The 19,128-nt window shown below is 34.2% G+C and carries 17 protein-coding genes and 3 pseudogenes; 5 read left to right on the forward strand and 15 right to left on the reverse strand.

Annotation, left to right across the window (positions count from 1 at the left end):
- Window positions 1-15 precede the first annotated feature (15 nt).
- On the reverse strand, window positions 16-696 hold the full coding sequence (locus tag SMA_RS01740) for an IS6-like element IS1216 family transposase (RefSeq protein ID WP_014293938.1): 681 nt from the start codon (window positions 694-696) through the stop codon (window positions 16-18).
- A 342-nt stretch (window positions 697-1,038) separates the two neighbouring features.
- Between SMA_RS01740 and SMA_RS01745 the strand changes: the two genes are divergently transcribed.
- The gene (locus SMA_RS01745; protein ID WP_003726380.1) at window positions 1,039-1,398 is read left to right on the forward strand and encodes an ArsR/SmtB family transcription factor; all 360 of its coding nucleotides are present in this window, start codon (window positions 1,039-1,041) and stop codon (window positions 1,396-1,398) included.
- Window positions 1,395-3,512 carry a heavy metal translocating P-type ATPase gene (locus SMA_RS01750; RefSeq protein WP_001291323.1) on the forward strand — a complete coding sequence of 706 codons (2,118 nt, stop codon included), beginning with the start codon at window positions 1,395-1,397 and terminating at the stop codon, window positions 3,510-3,512. The genes SMA_RS01745 and SMA_RS01750 overlap by 4 nt, the downstream gene beginning before the upstream one ends.
- A 285-nt stretch (window positions 3,513-3,797) precedes the next feature.
- Here SMA_RS01750 and SMA_RS01755 read toward each other — a convergent pair whose 3' ends face one another.
- The 6 genes from SMA_RS01755 to SMA_RS01780 all read right to left on the reverse strand — a co-directional run bounded on the left by SMA_RS01755 (window position 3,798) and on the right by SMA_RS01780 (window position 6,901).
- Entirely contained in the window at window positions 3,798-4,478 is a 681-nt protein-coding gene (locus tag SMA_RS01755; protein WP_014293935.1) for an IS6 family transposase, read from the reverse strand.
- A gap of 514 nt (window positions 4,479-4,992) precedes the next feature.
- A complete protein-coding gene (locus tag SMA_RS01760) occupies window positions 4,993-5,196 on the reverse strand; it encodes a CsbD family protein (RefSeq protein WP_014293939.1) in 204 nt (67 codons plus the stop codon).
- Between the two features lie 72 nt (window positions 5,197-5,268).
- Window positions 5,269-5,835, reverse strand: coding sequence for an Asp23/Gls24 family envelope stress response protein (locus tag SMA_RS01765; protein WP_014293940.1), 567 nt, complete (start codon window positions 5,833-5,835; stop codon window positions 5,269-5,271).
- A gap of 14 nt (window positions 5,836-5,849) precedes the next feature.
- On the reverse strand, window positions 5,850-6,020 hold the full coding sequence (locus tag SMA_RS10765; protein WP_014293941.1) for a DUF2273 domain-containing protein: 171 nt from the start codon (window positions 6,018-6,020) through the stop codon (window positions 5,850-5,852).
- 12 nt (window positions 6,021-6,032) lie between these two features.
- Window positions 6,033-6,599 carry an alkaline shock response membrane anchor protein AmaP gene (amaP, locus tag SMA_RS01775; protein WP_014293942.1) on the reverse strand — a complete coding sequence of 189 codons (567 nt, stop codon included), beginning with the start codon at window positions 6,597-6,599 and terminating at the stop codon, window positions 6,033-6,035.
- Window positions 6,600-6,661: 62 nt separating this feature from the next.
- Window positions 6,662-6,901: a GlsB/YeaQ/YmgE family stress response membrane protein gene (locus tag SMA_RS01780; RefSeq protein WP_014293943.1), complete on the reverse strand. Its 240-nt coding sequence runs from the start codon at window positions 6,899-6,901 to the stop codon at window positions 6,662-6,664.
- Window positions 6,902-7,417: 516 nt separating this feature from the next.
- On the opposite strand from SMA_RS01780, the gene SMA_RS01785 reads away from it, so the two are divergent.
- Both SMA_RS01785 and SMA_RS01790 read left to right on the forward strand, forming a co-directional pair.
- On the forward strand, window positions 7,418-9,181 hold the full coding sequence (locus tag SMA_RS01785; RefSeq protein WP_014293944.1) for an oleate hydratase: 1,764 nt from the start codon (window positions 7,418-7,420) through the stop codon (window positions 9,179-9,181).
- A gap of 230 nt (window positions 9,182-9,411) precedes the next feature.
- Window positions 9,412-9,867 (forward strand): hypothetical protein, encoded by a 456-nt coding sequence (locus SMA_RS01790; RefSeq protein ID WP_014293945.1) that lies wholly within the window; start codon window positions 9,412-9,414, stop codon window positions 9,865-9,867.
- A 501-nt stretch (window positions 9,868-10,368) separates the two neighbouring features.
- Here the strand turns inward: SMA_RS01790 and SMA_RS10635 are convergent.
- The 3 genes and pseudogenes from SMA_RS10635 to SMA_RS01805 all read right to left on the reverse strand — a co-directional run bounded on the left by SMA_RS10635 (window position 10,369) and on the right by SMA_RS01805 (window position 13,597).
- On the reverse strand, window positions 10,369-11,427 hold the full coding sequence (locus tag SMA_RS10635; RefSeq protein WP_014293946.1) for a tyrosine-type recombinase/integrase: 1,059 nt from the start codon (window positions 11,425-11,427) through the stop codon (window positions 10,369-10,371).
- 227 nt (window positions 11,428-11,654) lie between these two features.
- Window positions 11,655-12,831 (reverse strand): annotated as a pseudogene (locus tag SMA_RS01800) (IS256-like element IS1191 family transposase).
- Window positions 12,832-13,102: 271 nt separating this feature from the next.
- Complete coding sequence (locus tag SMA_RS01805; protein ID WP_014293948.1) at window positions 13,103-13,597, reverse strand: GNAT family N-acetyltransferase; 495 nt, start codon at window positions 13,595-13,597, stop codon at window positions 13,103-13,105.
- 113 nt (window positions 13,598-13,710) lie between these two features.
- Between SMA_RS01805 and SMA_RS01810 the strand changes: the two genes are divergently transcribed.
- Window positions 13,711-14,256: an LOG family protein gene (locus tag SMA_RS01810; RefSeq protein WP_044562984.1), complete on the forward strand. Its 546-nt coding sequence runs from the start codon at window positions 13,711-13,713 to the stop codon at window positions 14,254-14,256.
- A gap of 77 nt (window positions 14,257-14,333) precedes the next feature.
- Here the strand turns inward: SMA_RS01810 and SMA_RS01815 are convergent, their stop codons facing one another.
- The 5 genes and pseudogenes from SMA_RS01815 to SMA_RS01835 form a co-directional block, all read right to left on the reverse strand.
- Window positions 14,334-15,005, reverse strand: coding sequence for an ABC transporter permease (locus tag SMA_RS01815; RefSeq protein WP_014293950.1), 672 nt, complete (start codon window positions 15,003-15,005; stop codon window positions 14,334-14,336).
- Window positions 15,006-15,931 (reverse strand): annotated as a pseudogene (locus SMA_RS01820) (osmoprotectant ABC transporter substrate-binding protein).
- Complete coding sequence (locus SMA_RS01825) at window positions 15,928-16,599, reverse strand: ABC transporter permease (protein WP_014293951.1); 672 nt, start codon at window positions 16,597-16,599, stop codon at window positions 15,928-15,930. Before SMA_RS01825 ends, SMA_RS01820 begins: the two are co-directional and overlap by 4 nt.
- Before the next feature lies 1 nt (window position 16,600).
- Complete coding sequence (locus SMA_RS01830; protein WP_014293952.1) at window positions 16,601-17,788, reverse strand: betaine/proline/choline family ABC transporter ATP-binding protein; 1,188 nt, start codon at window positions 17,786-17,788, stop codon at window positions 16,601-16,603.
- 208 nt (window positions 17,789-17,996) lie between these two features.
- Window positions 17,997-19,011: pseudogene (locus tag SMA_RS01835) on the reverse strand (lactonase family protein).
- Window positions 19,012-19,128: the final 117 nt, after the last annotated feature.

Raw genomic sequence — 19,128 nt, forward strand, 5'->3', positions numbered from 1 at the left:
TACGGTATCTATGATTTAAGCTGGGATTCCCAATAATACCTTGATTTCAGTACAGACCGAAAACCCGAAGAGAGTGCCTTCTTTTCGGGTTTTCTTATATAATCCTCGGATGGCTTCCATACCTTTAATCGTGGTAGAGGCAGTGCGTAAACTTCGATAGAATTTATTGCGTCTCTTTACTGGACGATGGTCTTGTTCAATCAAATTATTCAGGTATTTAATGGTACGATGTTCTGTCCCTTGATAAAAGCCGTATTCTTTTAGTTTCTTAAAGGCACTTGTAATAGAGGGGGCTTTATCTGTGACTACAACCTTCGGTTCATCAAACTGCTTCACTAACCGCTTAAGAAAAGCATAGGCTGCTTGTGTGTCCCGTTTTTTACGTAACCAAATATCCAAGGTTAAACCATCTGCATCGATGGCTCGATACAAATAATGCCATTTTCCTTTAATTTTGATGTACGTTTCATCCATTTTCCATGAATAAAAGGATTTTTTATTTTTCTTTTTCCAAATTTGATAGAGTCGTTTGCCATATTCTTGCACCCAACGATAAATCGTCGTATGAGAAACGTTAATGCCACGATCATATAAGATTTCTTGAACTTCACGATAGCTAAGGTTATAACGAAGATAGTAGCCCACGGCTACAATAATCACATCCTGCTGAAATTGCTTTCCTTTAAAATGATTCATCGTCATTCCTCCTGCTATCTTTTTCTATTATTCTACCTTATCTGATAGTAGATTTAAAACTTTGCAACAGAACCGGTTATAATAATTGGCGGACCTATTGTTGCAATTGTATGTGGAGTCGGAACTTACTACTATATCATGAGAAATGAAGATTAAAGTTGAAACAAAAAAACAGATTGTTTTAAAATGTAAATCTGTTTTTTTGTTTGGTCTGATTTTATCACACCAATTATGTGATCAGAAAATGACCATTTTATGAACATTCAAACATTCACTTGAATATAGATGGATGTTCTGATACAATACATTCAAACAAACATTTGAATGTAAAGGAATGATCGTATGAATAATGAAATTTGTGAAATAACTTGTATTCATGAAGACAAAGTTAATCGTGCTAAATCTAAACTAGCAAACTTTGATACTCCGTCAGTAAGTGGTTTCTTTAAAATATTGTCAGATGAAAATCGACTTAAAATTGTACATGCTTTAGTTCATGAAGATGAGCTATGTGTTTGTGATATTGCTAATATCATTGATGCTTCGGTCGCAACAACTTCACACCATCTGAACTCCTTAAAAAAATTGGGAGTAGTTGATAGTCACAAGGATGGTAAGTTAGTCTACTATTTTATTAAAAATATCAAAATCTTAAATCTTATGGAGCTTGGCGTAAATTTTAAAGAAGAGGTGCTAGCATGAGTGAGAAAATGACCGAAAAAACCTATCGAATAGAAGGATTAAGCTGTACAAATTGTGCAGGTAAATTTGAAAAAAATGTAAAGCAGTTGCCAGGAGTTACGAGTGCAACAGTAAACTTTGGTGCAAGTAAGATTTCAGTAGAAGGCCAAACAACAATTGAAGAACTCGAAGAAGCGGGAGCCTTCGAAAATCTTATCATTCGTGATGATCAAGAAAATGATGAACAAGTTAGATCAAAAGAGTCTTTTATTAAACGGAATATCGCTTTAATCATCTCTCTTGGTTTTATACTTGTTGCTGTGATTTCCCAACTATCATTGGGCGAAGATCATTTATTAACGAAAGCTCTTTATATATTGGCAATAATAATTGGTGGATTTGATTTATTTAAAGAAGGGTTCTCTGATTTGATCAAATTGGACTTCTCCATGGAATCTTTAATGACTATTGCAATTATTGGGGCCGCATTTATTGGAGAATGGGCCGAAGGTTCTATTGTAGTAATACTATTTGCTATTAGCGAAGCTTTGGAACGATTTTCAATGGATAAAGCAAGACAGTCGATTCGTTCTCTTATGGATATAGCTCCCAAAGAAGCTCTTATCAGGAGAAACAATGTAGAGCAATTAGTCAGTGTCGATAAAATCGATATCGACGATATTATGATCATTAAACCCGGACAAAAAATAGCCATGGATGGGCTTGTTATCAACGGTCATTCTTCAGTAAATCAAGCAGCAATAACAGGAGAATCGGTTCCTGTTGAAAAACAGTTAGATGATGAAGTGTTTGCAGGAACACTAAATGAAGAAGGTGTTCTTGAAGTCAAAGTAACAAAAAAAGTAACGGATACAACGATTGCCAAAATCATTCACTTAGTTGAAGAAGCGCAAGGAGAACGAGCTCCTGCACAAGCCTTTGTAGATAAATTTGCAAAATACTATACGCCATTCATAATTATTATGGCCCTTTTGATAGTGGTTGTTCCTCCGCTATTCTTTGGTGGTGACTGGAATAAATGGCTTTACCAAGGGTTATCCATTTTAGTTGTCGGATGTCCTTGTTCATTAGTGATCTCAACACCTGTTTCAATTGTTTCGGCTATTGGTAATGCAGCAAAAAATGGTGTTTTAGTAAAAGGCGGAGTCTATCTGGAAGAAATTGGTCATTTGAGAGCAATTGCTTTCGATAAGACTGGAACCTTAACAAAAGGAAAGCCTGTCGTAACGGATTTCATTGCAACCAGTTCTGAAACTGATATAAATTATCTATCGATTATTTCATCGTTGGAATCTCTTTCTCAACACCCATTAGCTTCTGCTATTTTAAACGAAGCGGATAAAACTAATGTGGATTACAAGTCAATACAAATAGAGGATTTCCAATCTATCACAGGTAAAGGACTTACAGGTATACATCAAAACATACGTTACTATATTGGAAGCCCTAAACTGTTTTCTGCATCAGTAATCGAAGAAACAGCGGTCAAAGTACAATACAGACAATTTCAAGAACAAGGGAAAACCGCCATGTATTTCGGTACTGACGAACAAATTTTAGGAGTAATTGCTGTCGCGGATGAAGTAAGAGATTCAAGTGCTGCCGTTATTTCTGAACTCCACAAGTTGTCAATTGAACACACTATTATGCTTACTGGTGATAATACTAAAACCGCTGAATCTATTGGTAAGCAATTAGGTGTGACTGAAATAAAAGGAGATCTAATGCCTCAAGAAAAATTAGATTCGATTAAAGCGTTGCGGACAACTTATAATAAAGTAGCAATGGTGGGCGACGGCATTAATGATGCACCAGCATTAGCTGCATCGACGGTTGGTATTGCAATGGGCGGTGCAGGAACAGATACGGCTCTCGAAACTGCTGATGTTGCTCTAATGGGCGACGATTTACAAAAATTACCATTCATTGTTAGACTTAGCCGTCAAACTCTAAAAGTAATTAAGCAAAATATCACCTTCTCATTAGGTATAAAACTATTAGCTCTACTACTAGTCATACCAGGTTGGCTAACACTATGGATTGCTATTGTAGCAGATATGGGAGCAACGCTTTTAGTAACATTAAACGGATTACGATTGATGAAAGTTAAATAACACAACAAATAAAAGAAGGCATGTTTATAAGCGTGCCTTCTTTTTATGATACATTTTTAGTTTTTTTGAACGCTAGTTATGAAGCAAACTATGCGCCATTTAAATATTAAAATGACAGTCTAACCTTATTAAGTAGGTGTTCCCATTAATACTTTGATTTCCTTAGATAATAAAAAGCTCCAGAGAAATAAAATAAGATCTTCAAATTATAAATTTCATCTCTTTAAAAATGGTTCTGTTGCGAAGTTTGAAAATCAAACGAGCCCTCTCTGAACTCAGAATATCTTAGGCTGGTATTCCCATTAATACCTTGATTTCAGTAGACACCGAAAAGCCGAAGAGCGTTCCATTTCTTCGGTTCTTTTTATATATTCCTCGAATGGTCTCCATGCCCTTAATCGTGGAAGAGGCTGTACGGAGACTTTGATAAAATTTATTCCGTCGTTTAATAGGTCGATGGTCTTGTTCTATTAAATTGTTAAGATACTTCACAGTTCGGTGCTCTGTCTTAGTATATAAACCCACACTCTGTAACTTTCTAAAGGCGGAGCCAAGAGAAGGTGCTTTGTCTGTCACGATGACTCTAGGCTGTCCAAACTGTTTATGAAGTCGTTTTAAGAAAGCATAGGCTGCTTGAGTATCCCGTTTCTTTCGTAACCAGATATCTAAGGTTAAGCCGTCCGCATCAATTGCACGATAAAGATAATGCCAACGTCCCTTAATTTTGATATAGGTTTCGTCCATTTTCCATGAATAGAAGGATTGTCTATTTTTCTTCTTCCAAAGATAATAGAGGACTTTGCTGTACTCTTGCACCCAACGATAAATCGTAGTATGACAAACATTTATTCCACGATCATATAACAATTCCTGAACTTCACGATAGCTTAGATTGTAACGCAGGTAGTAACCAACAGCGACAATAATGACGTCTTTTTTGAATTGTTTGCCTTTAAAATGATTCATTACTCTGTCCTCTCTGTCTTTTTTCTCAATTTTACACTAAAATAGATTTTTTGGAAAACTTTGCAACAGAACCGATTTTACGATAAAAAGGTAGAGTTTGAACTGAAATATAGCAATATACTGCATTTAGCAAAAAGAAAAAACGCTTGAAATTAGCGCTTTTCTTATGTATTGATTTGTATTGAATGCTTACATAACCTCATTCTGAGGTACAGTAAAGTCTGTACTTTTATTTTTTTAAAAATAATATAAAAAGCACTCTAGCTTCTATAGTTTAAACAAAACTACAGATTTTAGAGCGCTATTGCTATCAGAAGGAATATACATATGAGGTTAGAAAGGATCTCAAAGTAATCTAAAGAAAGCTGATTTTTCACCTGAGTAATATTGTAATGTTAAGGATTTGTCATAGTTCTTGGTGTTGTTTTAAAAGTGAGTAGTTAGGAATACAACAACCTTAAATTTCTTGTAAAGTAATCCCATGTTTTAAGTAAAAAATCAACCGATTTTAGAACTATTTATCGTCCTTTTTAACCATATTTTTAACGCCTTCAATTGTTCCTTCAACAGCATCTTTGGCATCTTTGGCAACTTCTTTAACTTTTGAAACTCCTTTTTCAGCAGCTCCTTCTTTTTCGGTCTTTTTATCATCAGTTACTTTTCCGACACCTTCTTTAATAGCACCTTTAGCTTGATTAAGTTTTTCTTCTACTGACATAGTGTTACCCTCCATTGGAAAATTAGATTATTGAAAATGAACGTTTTTAAACTTTTTTAGGCATAAAAGAATTTAGTGAACTCTTGGTTCTGCTTTAGCAGTCTCTTTGGTATCTTCGGCAACTCCTTTAACTTTTTCCTTTGCAGCTGAGAAGCCATCACTCAATCCCTCTTTTGCGCTTTCAAACTTATCGGAAGTAAATTCACTTGTTGATTCAACAACTCCAGTTGCTCGATCTTGCAGGCTTACTGAGTCTGCTTCATGTTGCTCTTTAGTCTTGATATCAACAACATCTACATTAACTTCAACCACTTCCAAATTAGTCATATTAGAAATTTCTGAAACAACAACCTCTTTGATTTTCTTGTATAATTCAGGAATATTCTTTTGATATTCGACAACTGCTTTCAAATCCACAGCAACTTGCTTTTTACCAACTTCAACATTGATTCCGCTTGCAACGTTATCAGTATTGATAAGTTTTCCAGTTAGTTTTGAGAAAAAGCCGCCATCAATATCCAGTAAACCTGGAACATTTTCTAAAGAAAGACCAATAATTTTTTGAATGACTTTATCTTCATAGGTCAATTCGCCTTTTACTTCTTTTACTTCTTTTACTTTTTGTTCTACATTTGACATATAAATCACCTTTACTATTTAAATAATTGTTTTTGTTGAATATAATATCCAATTCCAACTCCTAGAGTGGCGCAAATCAAGACAAATAAAGTCTTAAAAAAACCATAGGATAGGATGAGGCACGCTAAGATAGCACCCGCCAATCCGGAAAGAAATAGATATTGGTATTTTTTAAACCATTCCATTTTTTTACTTCCTTACTTTACACGACTAACAGTTTTTTTACGTGGTGGTTTAGGCTTGTATTCTTTTACAGAAATATACAGTTTTACACGATGATTCATTCCAAAAAACTGTTTCAATCCATCAGCTATCTCATCTTTAATTATTTGAGTTTGTTTAATAATGTTGTCTGATGGAAGCATTTGTCCTTCTACGTGAACTAAACATTTATTCTTACGACAGTCTACCTTAATAGTAGGATCTTTTATAAAATTGTGATTAGCAACCACACAACGTACAAATCCTTCAATAGCTGAATTTTTTAATTTTAGGTTCCCATCGACATCAGGTAACTGAATCTCTAAATATTGTTTAGGATAAAAGAGTGTAACAAGCATTAGAAACAACACTACAGCTGAAAGTACTAGAGCACCCCAGAAAATATATCTTGAAAGATAAAATTCTAAAAAGGAATTTTTATTCCAACCAACTAAATGAAGTCCTAAGCCACTGAATTTAAGATAATCTAGTAAAATAGGAATCAAAATTGTCAAGATTAAAATACATAAAATAAGGTAAAATATTTTTTTGTTTTTTGACATATTGAATCCTTTCATCAATAGAATTTGAATTTTAATCTATTCCTGTCAAGAAAGGTTCAAGTTCAATCTTTTTTTCCTAGGAAAAATGATACTACTGAAACAACAATAACCGCTCCTAAGATTGATGGAATTAATGCCATTCCAGCTAGACTAGGTCCCCATGCACCGAAAAGTGATTGTCCAACAGATGAACCGACTAAACCTGCAATGATATTAGCGATTATTCCCATGGAATCTCCCTTTTTAGTGATTCCACCTGCAATAAGACCGATAAGTCCTCCTACGATAATAGCCCAAAGCATAATGTCTTCCCCTTTCTAAATTGTGGAAAGTTAGATTATTTGGAAAATCAAATAATCTAAAGAGTTATATTTTAGCTAAAGTATTTTTTATATTAATCTTAACAATCATAAGATTAATATATAGCATATACCTTTGCGAATATTATAGGTCAATAAAAATGATAAGTCAAAGAAAATGATCTCGCTTACAAAAAAATAGAATGAATTCTGTTAATCGTTTTGCAATCAATTGTATAGATTTGCAAGTATATTTCTGATATGATTCTTGTTATTTTTTGAACAGTTTTGTAAATAATCTTCATTTATTCTACCTTATTTGATAGTAGATTTAAAACTTTGCAACAGAACCAAAAATATAACTCATTTTGTGTCTAATTATTTGCCTTTAGTACAATAGACAAATGTGTTGATTTGTCTAATAGTTTCGAAAGGTTTTTCTTTACAAGAAGTAATGAAAAGCCTATAATCAAGTTAAGAAGGATGTTTATTTAGTGTCTATACAAAGGAGGCCCATTTATGTATTACAGTAACGGAAATTATGAAGCTTTTGCACGTCCAAGAAAGCCCAAAAATGTGGATCAAAAATCAGCGTATATTATTGGAGGAGGGCTGGCCGGATTGGCGACCGCTGTTTTCTTGGTGCGCGATGGACAAATGTCCGGGGAAAAAATTCATATATATGAGGAATTGCCTACTCCGGGTGGGTCGTTAGATGGAGAAAAGCGTGCCAACATCGGTTTTGTGACACGTGGTGGTCGAGAAATGGAAAATCATTTTGAAACTATGTGGGACATGTATCGATCAATTCCTTCTTTAGAAATTAAAGATGCCTCTTACTTAGATGAATTTTATTGGCTAGATAAAGATGATCCAAATTCATCTAATACTCGCCTAATTTATAACCGGGGACAACGCGTCCCAACGGATGGCCTGTATACTTTGGACGAAAAATCTAAAGAATTAATAGATTTAGTTTTAACCCCTGAGTCAAAACTGGGTAAGACGACTATTGAGGAATTTTTCTCAAATGAGTTCTTTGAAAGTAACTTTTGGATGTACTGGGCAACTATGTTTGCTTTTGAAAAGTGGCACTCTGCAGTTGAGATGCGTCGATACACGATGCGATTTATTCATCATATTGATGGATTACCTGATTTTAGTGCCCTAAAGTTCAATAGGTACAATCAGTATGAGTCTATGGTTCTACCAATTATAAAGTATTTAGAGTCATACAATGTCGAATTCATCTATAATACACAAGTTAATAATGTTGTGGTAGATTTCGAAAATGACGAAAAAATTGCCAAAAAACTCGTGATCCAGGATGGTGATGATGTCAGCCTATCACGTGATGATCTTGTATTCGTTACAAATGGTTCTATTACAGAAAGTTCAACATACGGAAGCCATGATAAACCCGCTCCTATATCAAAAGAGTTGGGTGGTAGCTGGTCACTATGGAAGAATCTGGCAGAGCAATCTAATGATTTCGGTCATCCAGAAGTATTCTATGATAACCTACCTGAAAAAAGTTGGTTCGTATCAGCGACAGCCACTATAAAAACACCAGAAATTGAACCTTACATTGAACGTCTCACCAATCGTGATTTGCATGATCACAAAATTAATACTGGTGGGATAATTACCATAACCGATTCGAACTGGTTGATGAGTTTTGCTGTTCATAGGCAGCCACATTTCAAAGAACAAAAAGAAAATGAAACAACTGTATGGATATATGGACTATATTCAGATACCAAAGGAAATTTTGTTAATAAGACTATCGTAGAAAGTTCTGGGGAAGAAATTACGCAAGAACTCCTTTATCACCTTGGGGTCCCTGAGTCCAAAATCAAACAATTGTCTAACCAAAACAATGTAAATACCGTTCCAGTATTTATGCCATTTATTACATCATACTTTATGCCCCGAATTGCGGGGGATAGGCCAGATATTGTTCCTAAAGGGTCTGTTAATTTAGCATTTATTGGTAATTTCGCAGAGTCACCTAGTAATGACACCGTATTTACTACTGAATATTCAATTAGGACAGCCATGGAATCTGTATATACTTTGCTTGAAGTTGAACGTGCTGTTCCTGAAGTTTATGGATCCATTTATGATATTCGAGAACTACTTAAAGCCATCTACTATATGGGAGATAAAAAAACCATTGATGAGGCTAATTTAGGAATTCCTAAATTAGCTAAAGTAGTTCTAAAAAAGAAGATAAAGGGAACGTTTATCGAAGAGCTACTTAAAGAGAGTAAATTACTATAAAACATGGTAGCTGTTAAAACTCTCTGAATTATCAAAAACTGTTGCAAATTATTATAATGCGACATATTTCGATATGTAATAAGCTTTTCATTTTTGAAAAAGACTTGATGATTATATTTCATCAAGTCTTTTTTATAGCTACGTATTTTTTAAGAAATAACCTAATTACGGGAAAATGTATATGGGAAGTCCGGACTGCTTTATTTCTAAATCATAATCCGAGATAATCATTGGGAACTCTAACATTTAAAGGAACCACAACACTAGTGAGTAGTAAAATTCAATCATTAAAGGAAGAACGTAATGCCGATAAATTACGAAACACTTATGATGAAATTGTAAATGAGTTGCTTTCGGAACGAGAACAGGCAATCAGAATTGCTCAGGCATATAAAGAAGAATATGAAAAAGTACATATTGATGATAAAGATATTGAGTATTTGCACAATACTTTAGAACGGGTTATTTCTCTACTATCTTCATTTATTATTGTTGAAGATGGGAAAGAAGATTCAATGAAACAATTAGTTGCTTTACTTAACAAGGATACTTTAAAGACTATGCAATTATTGGGATTTAATTACAAGGAGGCAATAGAGGAACCTCTAACGGAGGTTTGTTCAAATGCTATAAGAAATAAATTAGGAGGTCTATCATCTAAGAAAAACGTACGTAACAAAAAATAATTTAACTAATGGTGTGAACTTTTAGTATTTATCAGCTCAATTCTTTGTAATTTTGGGGTAAAATTCAGACCATTCAGATAAAATTAGTTGAAATTGATTGAAATAACACTTTCAGAAAAGCGTAGAAATGCTTGATATTAAAGACTTTTGAAATTTAGTCAAACAAAAGTTGTTCAAACCAGGTCTTACGATTTGTGGCAAATTCAATTTAATATTTTGCCTCAAATTATCCACACTTTTTATAGAACTAAGAGGAATAATGAAGTTCTCTTCCTATTAATATGGTTGTTTAAAATCTTAAATATAGCGTTTTACGGTGTAATGGGAAGTATGGCGAATAAATCAACTATGTTCAGCTAACAAAGCTTAATTAGATTATATAGGCTTGAAAATAAAGGGTTTGTCCAATATGGACAAGCCTTTTTCTTATGTTTTGCCTCCATTTTGCCCCCGATTTCTAAATTTCAGTTCGTTTTGATTATAGAAGTAGCGGAATTATGTTTATTTTGTCAATTGATCAATCATTGGAGTGATTGTGTTCTTAGTCTTCTGTGTAACGTGTAAATAGATTTGTGTTACTCGACTCCCCCTTGTGTGTCCAACACGATCTTGAATAGCCTCCAAGGGTACTCCTTGTTCAGCTAAAAAGCTGATATGCGTGTGTCGGAAGATATGAGTTGTAATATGTTTCTTGAAACTAAGCTTATTGTCAATATCGATGCCTGCTCGTCTCGGCTTTCCCTTGCGGTTTAGTTTACCATTTTCTGAAGAGTTGAGGAAGTTGTTTAAGACACTGTAATGAAGAGGAGTTCCATTGTAATCAGGTTTATGGATGTTCTTAGATGTGAAAATCCATCCATTATCTTTATAGTCTGGATTGAATTCTATATGATGATGATTTAATTCAATTTCTTCTTGTAGAATTTCAACAGCCCGCATTGATAATTGAACGTTTCGATAACTTTGTACATTTTTAACGTTACCTTCATAGTTATCTTCTGAGGCTCCTCCATGAGTAGCACGAGTTCTAATAACTGAGGCTATATTTTTATTAAAATCAATAGCTTCCTCCTTTAAACCAAGTACTTCACCAATACGCATCCCGGTTAGTGCTTGAAATTCAAAAATATGTGCATACTGCTCATTGTACTTACGAACAATGGATAATACTTCTTTGAGTTCCCAAGATTCAAGATATTGATCTTCTATATCTGATTTCTTTAAACGTTCTAATTCGTCAGAAAGCCCTTTCTTACCAATTGTTATATAAGGCATGGGATTCTGGTCAGGCGTAATATAATCATGTGCAATAGCATACTTGAATATGGCAGACAAGTCTGATTTAATTGATTGAGCTATTCGTTTGTGGTTTCCGATTGGGTAAAGTTGATCTATAATCTCTTTGATTAAACTAGTGGGAATATTTTTTAGTATCGTTTCTTTTGGAATATGAGGTAAAATGTGGTTTCTATATCTACCATCTTCCCCAGCAAAAGTTTTAGGAGCTACTAACTTCTGTTCAATTCTCGTTTGGTGCCATTCATGCCAAACTTCATACAAAGTGATATTGCTTCGTTTTCGTAAAGATTCTTTTGTTAGTTGTTCATAAAGTATATTTGCTTTATCTTGAAGATCACTAAATATAAGCGATTTTACTTGTGCTGAAAGTTTGATTCGACCATCATCATCTTTTTTATTAGGTAATGAATACCAATCAGAAACTATTTCTCGCCTTTCAGGATACTGTCAATAATTATGTGTAAACACTCAAGTAGAGTTGAAGAATGTTAATCAAATAAGCTTTCAAGTGTGTCAGCACATTGGCCAAACCCTTTATGGATGCGTTGATTTTGCTTGAAATTATAATCTTCAAACAGGGTAACTAAATAACGTCCCAGAGCCTCCTCGTTAGGAAAAATGAATCTTCTTTTTCGTTTGACGTTTGATTTCTTTGTTAAGAGACTCAATGAGGTTTGTCGAATAAATGCTATGCCAAATCTGGTAGGGAAACTGATAAAAAGTTAAAAGATTATCCGTATTCTCCAAACTTTCCATGACTTTCCTATACTTTGGTTTCCATTCGGCGATAAAGTTCTCTAAAGCTTGCACTGCCATTTCTAAATTTTCAGCACGATAAATCGTTTTAAATTGCTCCAGAATAACCGCTCTATCTGCTCGTTTCACTTTACTAGCTAGATTTCGACTAATATGAATTAAGCAACGTTGTTGTTTAGCTAATGGGTAAGCCTGATTGATAATCTCTTCAAGCCCCTTGAAGCCATCGGTCACTACAAGAGAAACCTGTTGGATTCCTTGGTTTTGAAGCTTGTCTAACAGGGTGGACCAAGAAGCATTGTTTTCATTTGGGGCGATTTCATATCCAAGAACAGCCTTCTGTCCTTCTGGTGTAATGCCAAGTGCGATATGAATACATTCTTTACTAACGGTTCCACGTCTTAATGGAAGATAGGTTCCGTCAAGAAATAAAACAGAGTAATTGGCTTCTAAGCTTCGCTCATGAAAAGTAGCGACATTCTCCTGAGTTGCTTTTGAGATATTAGAAATTGTGGCAGGACTATAGTGATGACCATACATTCGTTCGATGATATCACTAATTTCTCGAGTCGTTACACCGGTTTGATAGAGTTTGATAACCATCTCTTCCAAGTGGTCATCTCGACGTCCATAAGCGGGAAGCAAAGCTGGACTAAAGTTCCCATTACGATCTCTAGGAATACTCAACTGAACAGTCCCATATTTGGTTTCGAATTTCCGTGCATAGCTTCCGTTACGACTATTCCCAGAATTATAGCCTAATTTATCGTAAGGTTCATACCCTAAAAAGGCTGATAACTCTGCTTGAAGCAGATCATTCATAGCTGTTTCAAGAGAAGTACGGAAAAATTCATCAATATCTTGCTTTTGGGCTAGGAAGTTAAGTAGTTCTGTGGTAAACTGAGTCATAGGAATAAATCTCTTTCTAGTAATGTTTTGCAACTCTACTATAACGGATTTATTCCTTTTTGTGTTTACACAACTTATTTTACACTACCTTTTTACAAGGTTGTAATATAACAAAAGATTGATAATGTAAAATAATATCTATTTAAAATTATTTTATTGTAAAAATATTATGCAGAAAATAAAAAAAGAAACACATTAAATTGTATCTCTTTTTATTTATAAAACTTATCTTTGAAGAAGTAATTTATAACTTTTCCAAAATAATATTCTTTCAAAGCAAGGTATTGAGAGGATTTAACACTTTTTCATGGGATATGAATTCATACATAATACCTGCTTCCTTAATGTAAAAATTAAACTTATCGAAGCCATTTCTTTTATAAAAATCTTTTCTTTTAATTCTTTGCTCATTATTAGTAGCAGAGGAATCTATTTTTTCAAAGGTTAGACAGATAGCATAATTAGAATATTTTTTCTTAATTTCTTCTAAAACTTGACCACCATATCCTTTTGACCTAAGGGAATCATCGATGGCAAAGTAGGATATAAAAGTCAACTTATCATGCTTAACCAGATAGATCATACTAATCCAAGAATCATCATCATAAATACTTAAAAAATCGACATTTTCATCTTTAGTTTTTGTCATGAAAAAGAAAAAAGGTAATCTTTTCTCTGCTGGAAATGCTTTTAAATAAAGCTTTTTCAGTTGATCTTTTTCTTTTTTATCTGTATTATATTTGGTTACTCTTTTAAATTTAATCATACTTTCTACTTTCAATTATACTTTCATTCATTATACATTTTTCTTGAAAACTTTTCTAAATTACTAAATTTCTGTGATAGAATTATTATTATAAAGGTTAAAGGAGACATGAGATAAATATAGCAGTTTATTGTGGAGTAAGTTTAGGGAACAATCTAGCCTATGAGAATGTAGCAGTTGAGCTGGGTAAATGGATTGCTGCAAACAATAATAGCTTGATTTACGGTGATGGCAATGTTGGTCTTATGGGAATTCTTGCCGATACTGTGATAGATAGTGGTTCTAAGGTAATTGGGATTATGCCTACTTTTTTACAAGAAAGAGAATTAGCTCATGATAAGTTAGATAGTCTTGAAATTGTAGAAAATATGTCCCTTAGAAAGCAAAGAATGCTTAAATTATATGATGTTTGCCTTGCCATTCCTGGTGGACCAGGAACTTTAGAAGAAATAGCTGAAGCATATTCATGGATTAGGGTTGGGCAAAGTTCAAGTCCATGTATCTTCTTGAATATCAATAGTTACTATGATCTACTTGAACAATTCTTTGATAAAATGGTAGAAGAAGGATTTTTAAGTTTGGTTGATCGAAAAGCCTTGAAATTTGTTAGTGGAATTGATGAGCTAGATCAGTTAATTAAGTCTTATAAAAATATCTAGATCAGTTAATTAAGTCTTATAAAAATATAAATAATGATAAATAAAAAAATCTTAGTTTCCTAAGATTTTTTTGTATATTAATGTGCTTTCTTTCTGATGCGAGCAACGGGATCTAATTTCTTTTCAATAATCCCCATTCCCCAGTCAGCTAGAATAGCCATAAGAGCTGTTGGTAAGGCACCGGCAAGGATTATAGCTCCTCCATTTGTGGCATTGGTACCACGGATGATGATGTCTCCAAGTCCACCAGCTCCGACGAAGGCTCCAATTGCAACAACTCCAATAGCCATAACAAGTGCATTTCTGATACCTGCCATGATTACTGAGATTGAAAGTGGAAGTTCAATCATAAATAGGCTTTGCCACTTATTCATTCCCATTCCACGACCTGCATCCAATACATTTTTATCGACCTGCCTAATCCCTGTGTAAGTATTAGTAAGGATAGGTAGTAGTGAATAAAGGAAGGTAGCAATCAATACAATTTTAACCCCAAGACCAAAGGCCAACATTAGCATGGAAACCATGGCTAGAGAAGGAACTGTTTGAATGATACTTGCAAGTCTAATAACCCAGTGGGCCATTTTCTTTCTGCGTGCGATGTAGATACCAATTGGTATGGCAACTGCAGCAGCAAAGAGTACCCCGTAAATTGAGATAAGGAAATGTCTTATGAATTGATGGAAGACATAGGCTCCATTTTCCTGGAAGTAGACAATAAATTGTTCAAATAGGTTCATATTTTCCATTTATTTTACCTCCTTATCTTCAAAGTAATTATGTTTTTCAAGGAATTCACGGGCTACAACAGATGGCTCTTTCAAGTTGTTATCAGCCTCGTAATTTAGTTTTTGCATTTCTTTAGTATCGATTGTATTTGTTAATTTTTCCAAAGCTTTCTTCACTTCTGGTTCCTGTTCAAGAAGCTTGTTGTCAACTACAGCACAGGCATCGTAAGCGGGGAAGAAGTGTTTATCATCTTCAAGCATGACCAAATCATAGCTACTGATACGTCCATCAGTGGTATAACCTAAAACGACGTCCATTTTCTTTTCAGCAACAGCCGTATAAACTAGACCAATCTGCATGGTATGAAGATTGTCAAAGCCAAAACCGTAAGCCTTCTTGAATCCTTCATATCCATCCCCTTCACGGGTTCTCCACGCAGTGTCTACACCAACAGTTAACTTGTCCTTATATTTTTCCATGTCGCTAATTTTCTTCAAATTATACTTTTTAGCTGTATCTTTACGTACAAGATAAACATAAGAATTGGCGAATCCATAAGTGGGCATCCAAGTTTGATTGAATTTTTTTCGAATTCATCATGAACAATATTCCATGCCTTTTTGGGATCACTTTCTGCTGGTAGTCCTAGAGTTGTTGTAAGGTCAGTACCAGTGTATCGTGCTGCAGAAATTTGTGCATCTCCGTCAAGCATGGCCTGATGGTTGATGGTAACTGTGGCAAGATTGTTGAGTACACGGGTATCACGTCCTGTATAGTGAGTAACCATGTCAGCAACCATACTACCAAGAGTTTGATACTCTGATGTAATTCCACCTGCAACTACTATTTGATTATTTTCAGTTTTTGGAGGTATAATTGTGAAGTAGCCCCATAAAAGAACACCAATAGAAATGGCTCCTATTAATATAGTTTTTATATGTTTCATAATCTTAGCTCTCCCTTTCTTTTTTGATACCTAAAGGCCGTAATCTTTTCTTGGAATTTAGTTAGAAGCATGTCTACTAAAAGTGCAAGTAAGATTACAGGGATTGTTCCTGCAAATATCAGGGCAGGTTGGTAATTATAAAGTCCACTAAAGATTAGATCTCCAAGTCCCCCTGCACCGATAAATGAAGCAAGAGTAGCCCAAGAAATTACATAAACAGCAGATAAGTGAATACCAGCCATGATAGTTGGGAAGGCTAAGGGAAGTTCTACTGAACGAATAGACTGCCAGTTGGTCATTCCCATACCTTTTGCTACGTCTGTATAGTCGTCACTAACTTGACTCATTCCTATATATGTATTCCTCAAGATAGGTAGGAGTGAATAAATAAATAGGGCAACAATAGCAGGAGTTCGACCTACTCCAAAGATTGGTATCATAAGAGTAAGAAGAGCAAGTGAGGGAATTGTTTGCAAGGCACTTACAATATTTATAACTGGTCCTGCAATTTTAGAGTGGCGTGTAAGAATAATTCCTAAAGGTACAGCAACAATAATTCCTAGTAATAGGGCAAAGAAAGAGATGTACAGATGTTCTCCTGTTTTACTTAAAATTTCATCTCCATATTCTCCCATGAAAGCTTGAAATTTAGCACTAAATTCAGCCATATCATACCTCCTCTGGATTGATGTCAGAGACGATTTGGCTAGTAGCACTTGCTATTGTGTCTTCATTTCCACAAATAACATCATAAACAATGTCAACGATAGAAGAACGTGTAAGAATTCCAATTACTTTATTATCCTTATCAACAACTGGAACGTATTTGAGATCACGTTTTAAGATGCGTTGAAGGGTATTACGCAGATAGTCTGTTTCTTTAACAGTAAACATATCTGTATTTACAATATCGCCGACGCTAGATGCCTTATCATGCATTCTATTTAAATCTTCAACGTCAACAAATCCTTTAAAAACACCAGCATTATCAGTGACTAGGAGCATATCAACTCTTTTGTCCTTCATAAGCTTGATGGCGTCATTTAGCGATTTTTCAGTACTAACTGTTATTGGCTTCATAAGCATAATTTCAGCAACTGTGGTAGTATCTGGTTTTGCTTGTAGAAGTCTTTCTTTACCAATCAAATCTTCAACAAAAGAATTTGCTGGATTTTGTAATATATTGTTTGGTGTATCAAATTGTAAAATTTCACCCTTATCCATGATAACGATGCGACTAGCAAGAGCCAGAGCTTCATCCATATCATGGGTAACAAATATGATTGTTTTTCCTAATTTTTCTTGTAAGTTTTTAACAAGTTCTTGTAAGGAATCACGAGTTATTGGATCAAGTGCACCGAAGGGCTCATCCATTAAAATTATATCCTGATCAGCAGCAAGCGCACGAACTACACCGATACGTTGTTGCTGACCACCAGATAGTTCAAATGGATAACGATCTAACATTTCTGTAGGTAATTCAACAAGATTTATCATTTCTTCAGCAGTTTTATTTCTAGTAGCTAAATCAGTTTTTAGTAATTTAGGAACTAGTGTTATATTATCTCTAATAGTCATGTGAGGCATAAGCCCGATACTTTGAATAACATAACCAATTTTTCTTCTAAGATTTACAGGATCAATTTTTGAAATATCTTCCCCATCGATATGAATGCTTCCAGTTGAAGGATTCGTCATACGATTTATCATTCGCATTAGCGTTGTTTTTCCGCTACCACTAGTTCCGATAAAACAGATAAATTCTCCCTTATTGAAGGCAAGATTGATATTCTCAACTGCAACCTTCTTACCTTCGTAAACTTTTGAAACATTTTGAAATTCAATGAAATTACTCATTTTTTAACCTCCTTTTTCAATAATTTTTTTATGAATTCTCCTATGGTATTATTATGACATAAAATTAAAAAAAATGTGTGTTTGAACTCATATTCTAGTTTCATATGTAATTAATTTGGTTAAGATAATTTATTGAGAACCCTTATAAAATAAAGCTTGATGGCATAAAAAAAGCAATAACTTTTCTTTTAAAGTTATTGCTTGAAAATTATGCTGGATAGACACAAACAGCTTCAGGAACGAAGAAGTCGTCTTGAACTTTAGTTAAAAGTCCTGTTTGTTCATCTTTTAAATATGTTGTTACATTATCAGTATCTTGATTGGCTACTATAAGAACTTTCTCGCCTTTTGAAAGGTTGATATCGCGTGGAATGTCTCCAAAAGAAGAGATAGTTTGAATCTTTTCTAGAGTACCATCTGCAAGTGATTCATATACTACAATGCTGTTGTGACCTCTATTACTTGCATAGACAAATTTGTCATCTGAAGTCATACGGATAGCAGCTGTAGCATTAAATTCCTCCTTGTCAGCGTCATCTGGTAGAGTTGAAATTGTTTGTAACTTGTGAAATTCTCCTAGGCCGTCATATATGAGTACTTCGATGGTAGAATTAAGCTCACAAATCAGGTAGGCAATTTTATCAGTATTCTTAAATACTAAGTGTCTTGGTCCAGAACCTGGGCCTGGCATCATAGCTATTGATTTCTTTTAACTTGCCATCAATTAAATCATAAGTAGTTACTTTATCAGTACCTAAGTCACATGTTACGAGATATTTATCCGGTGTTAAATCTGTATAGTGGACATGAGGAACTTCTTGGTTTTCATGGGGACCAAAACCAGTATGTTGTATCCAGTCACTAAGGTGAAGTTTGCCGTCTTGATCACGCTTATAAACCATTACTTGCCCAGTATGATAATTAGCTCCGTAAACAAAATCACGGTCTTCATCAATTGCTAGAAAACATAAGGAAGCTCCATCTTTTACTACATAATTTAAAAGTTCATTATTAGCATCATAGGCTGCAATTCCACCTTGACCGTCATTTGAACCTACAGAATATATATTACCTTTTTTATCAATAGAAAGATAAGTAGGGCTGTGTTCTTTAATTTTTAGTTCTAAATCACTTAGAATTCCTGTATCAGTATCTAGCTGAGCCGTATAAATTCCTTCTGAAATACGTCTAGTATAGGTACCGAAATATATTGTTTCTTTCATAAAAATATCACCTCAAATAATTATGTATATATTTTAAATAATTATGTATATATTTTACCATATTTTGGGGAAATGTTTTTGGTCAGATAACAAGCTATGCTATAATAAAATATATTA

It is taken from the genome of Streptococcus macedonicus ACA-DC 198 (assembly GCA_000283635.1).
GTDB lineage: Bacteria > Bacillota > Bacilli > Lactobacillales > Streptococcaceae > Streptococcus > Streptococcus macedonicus.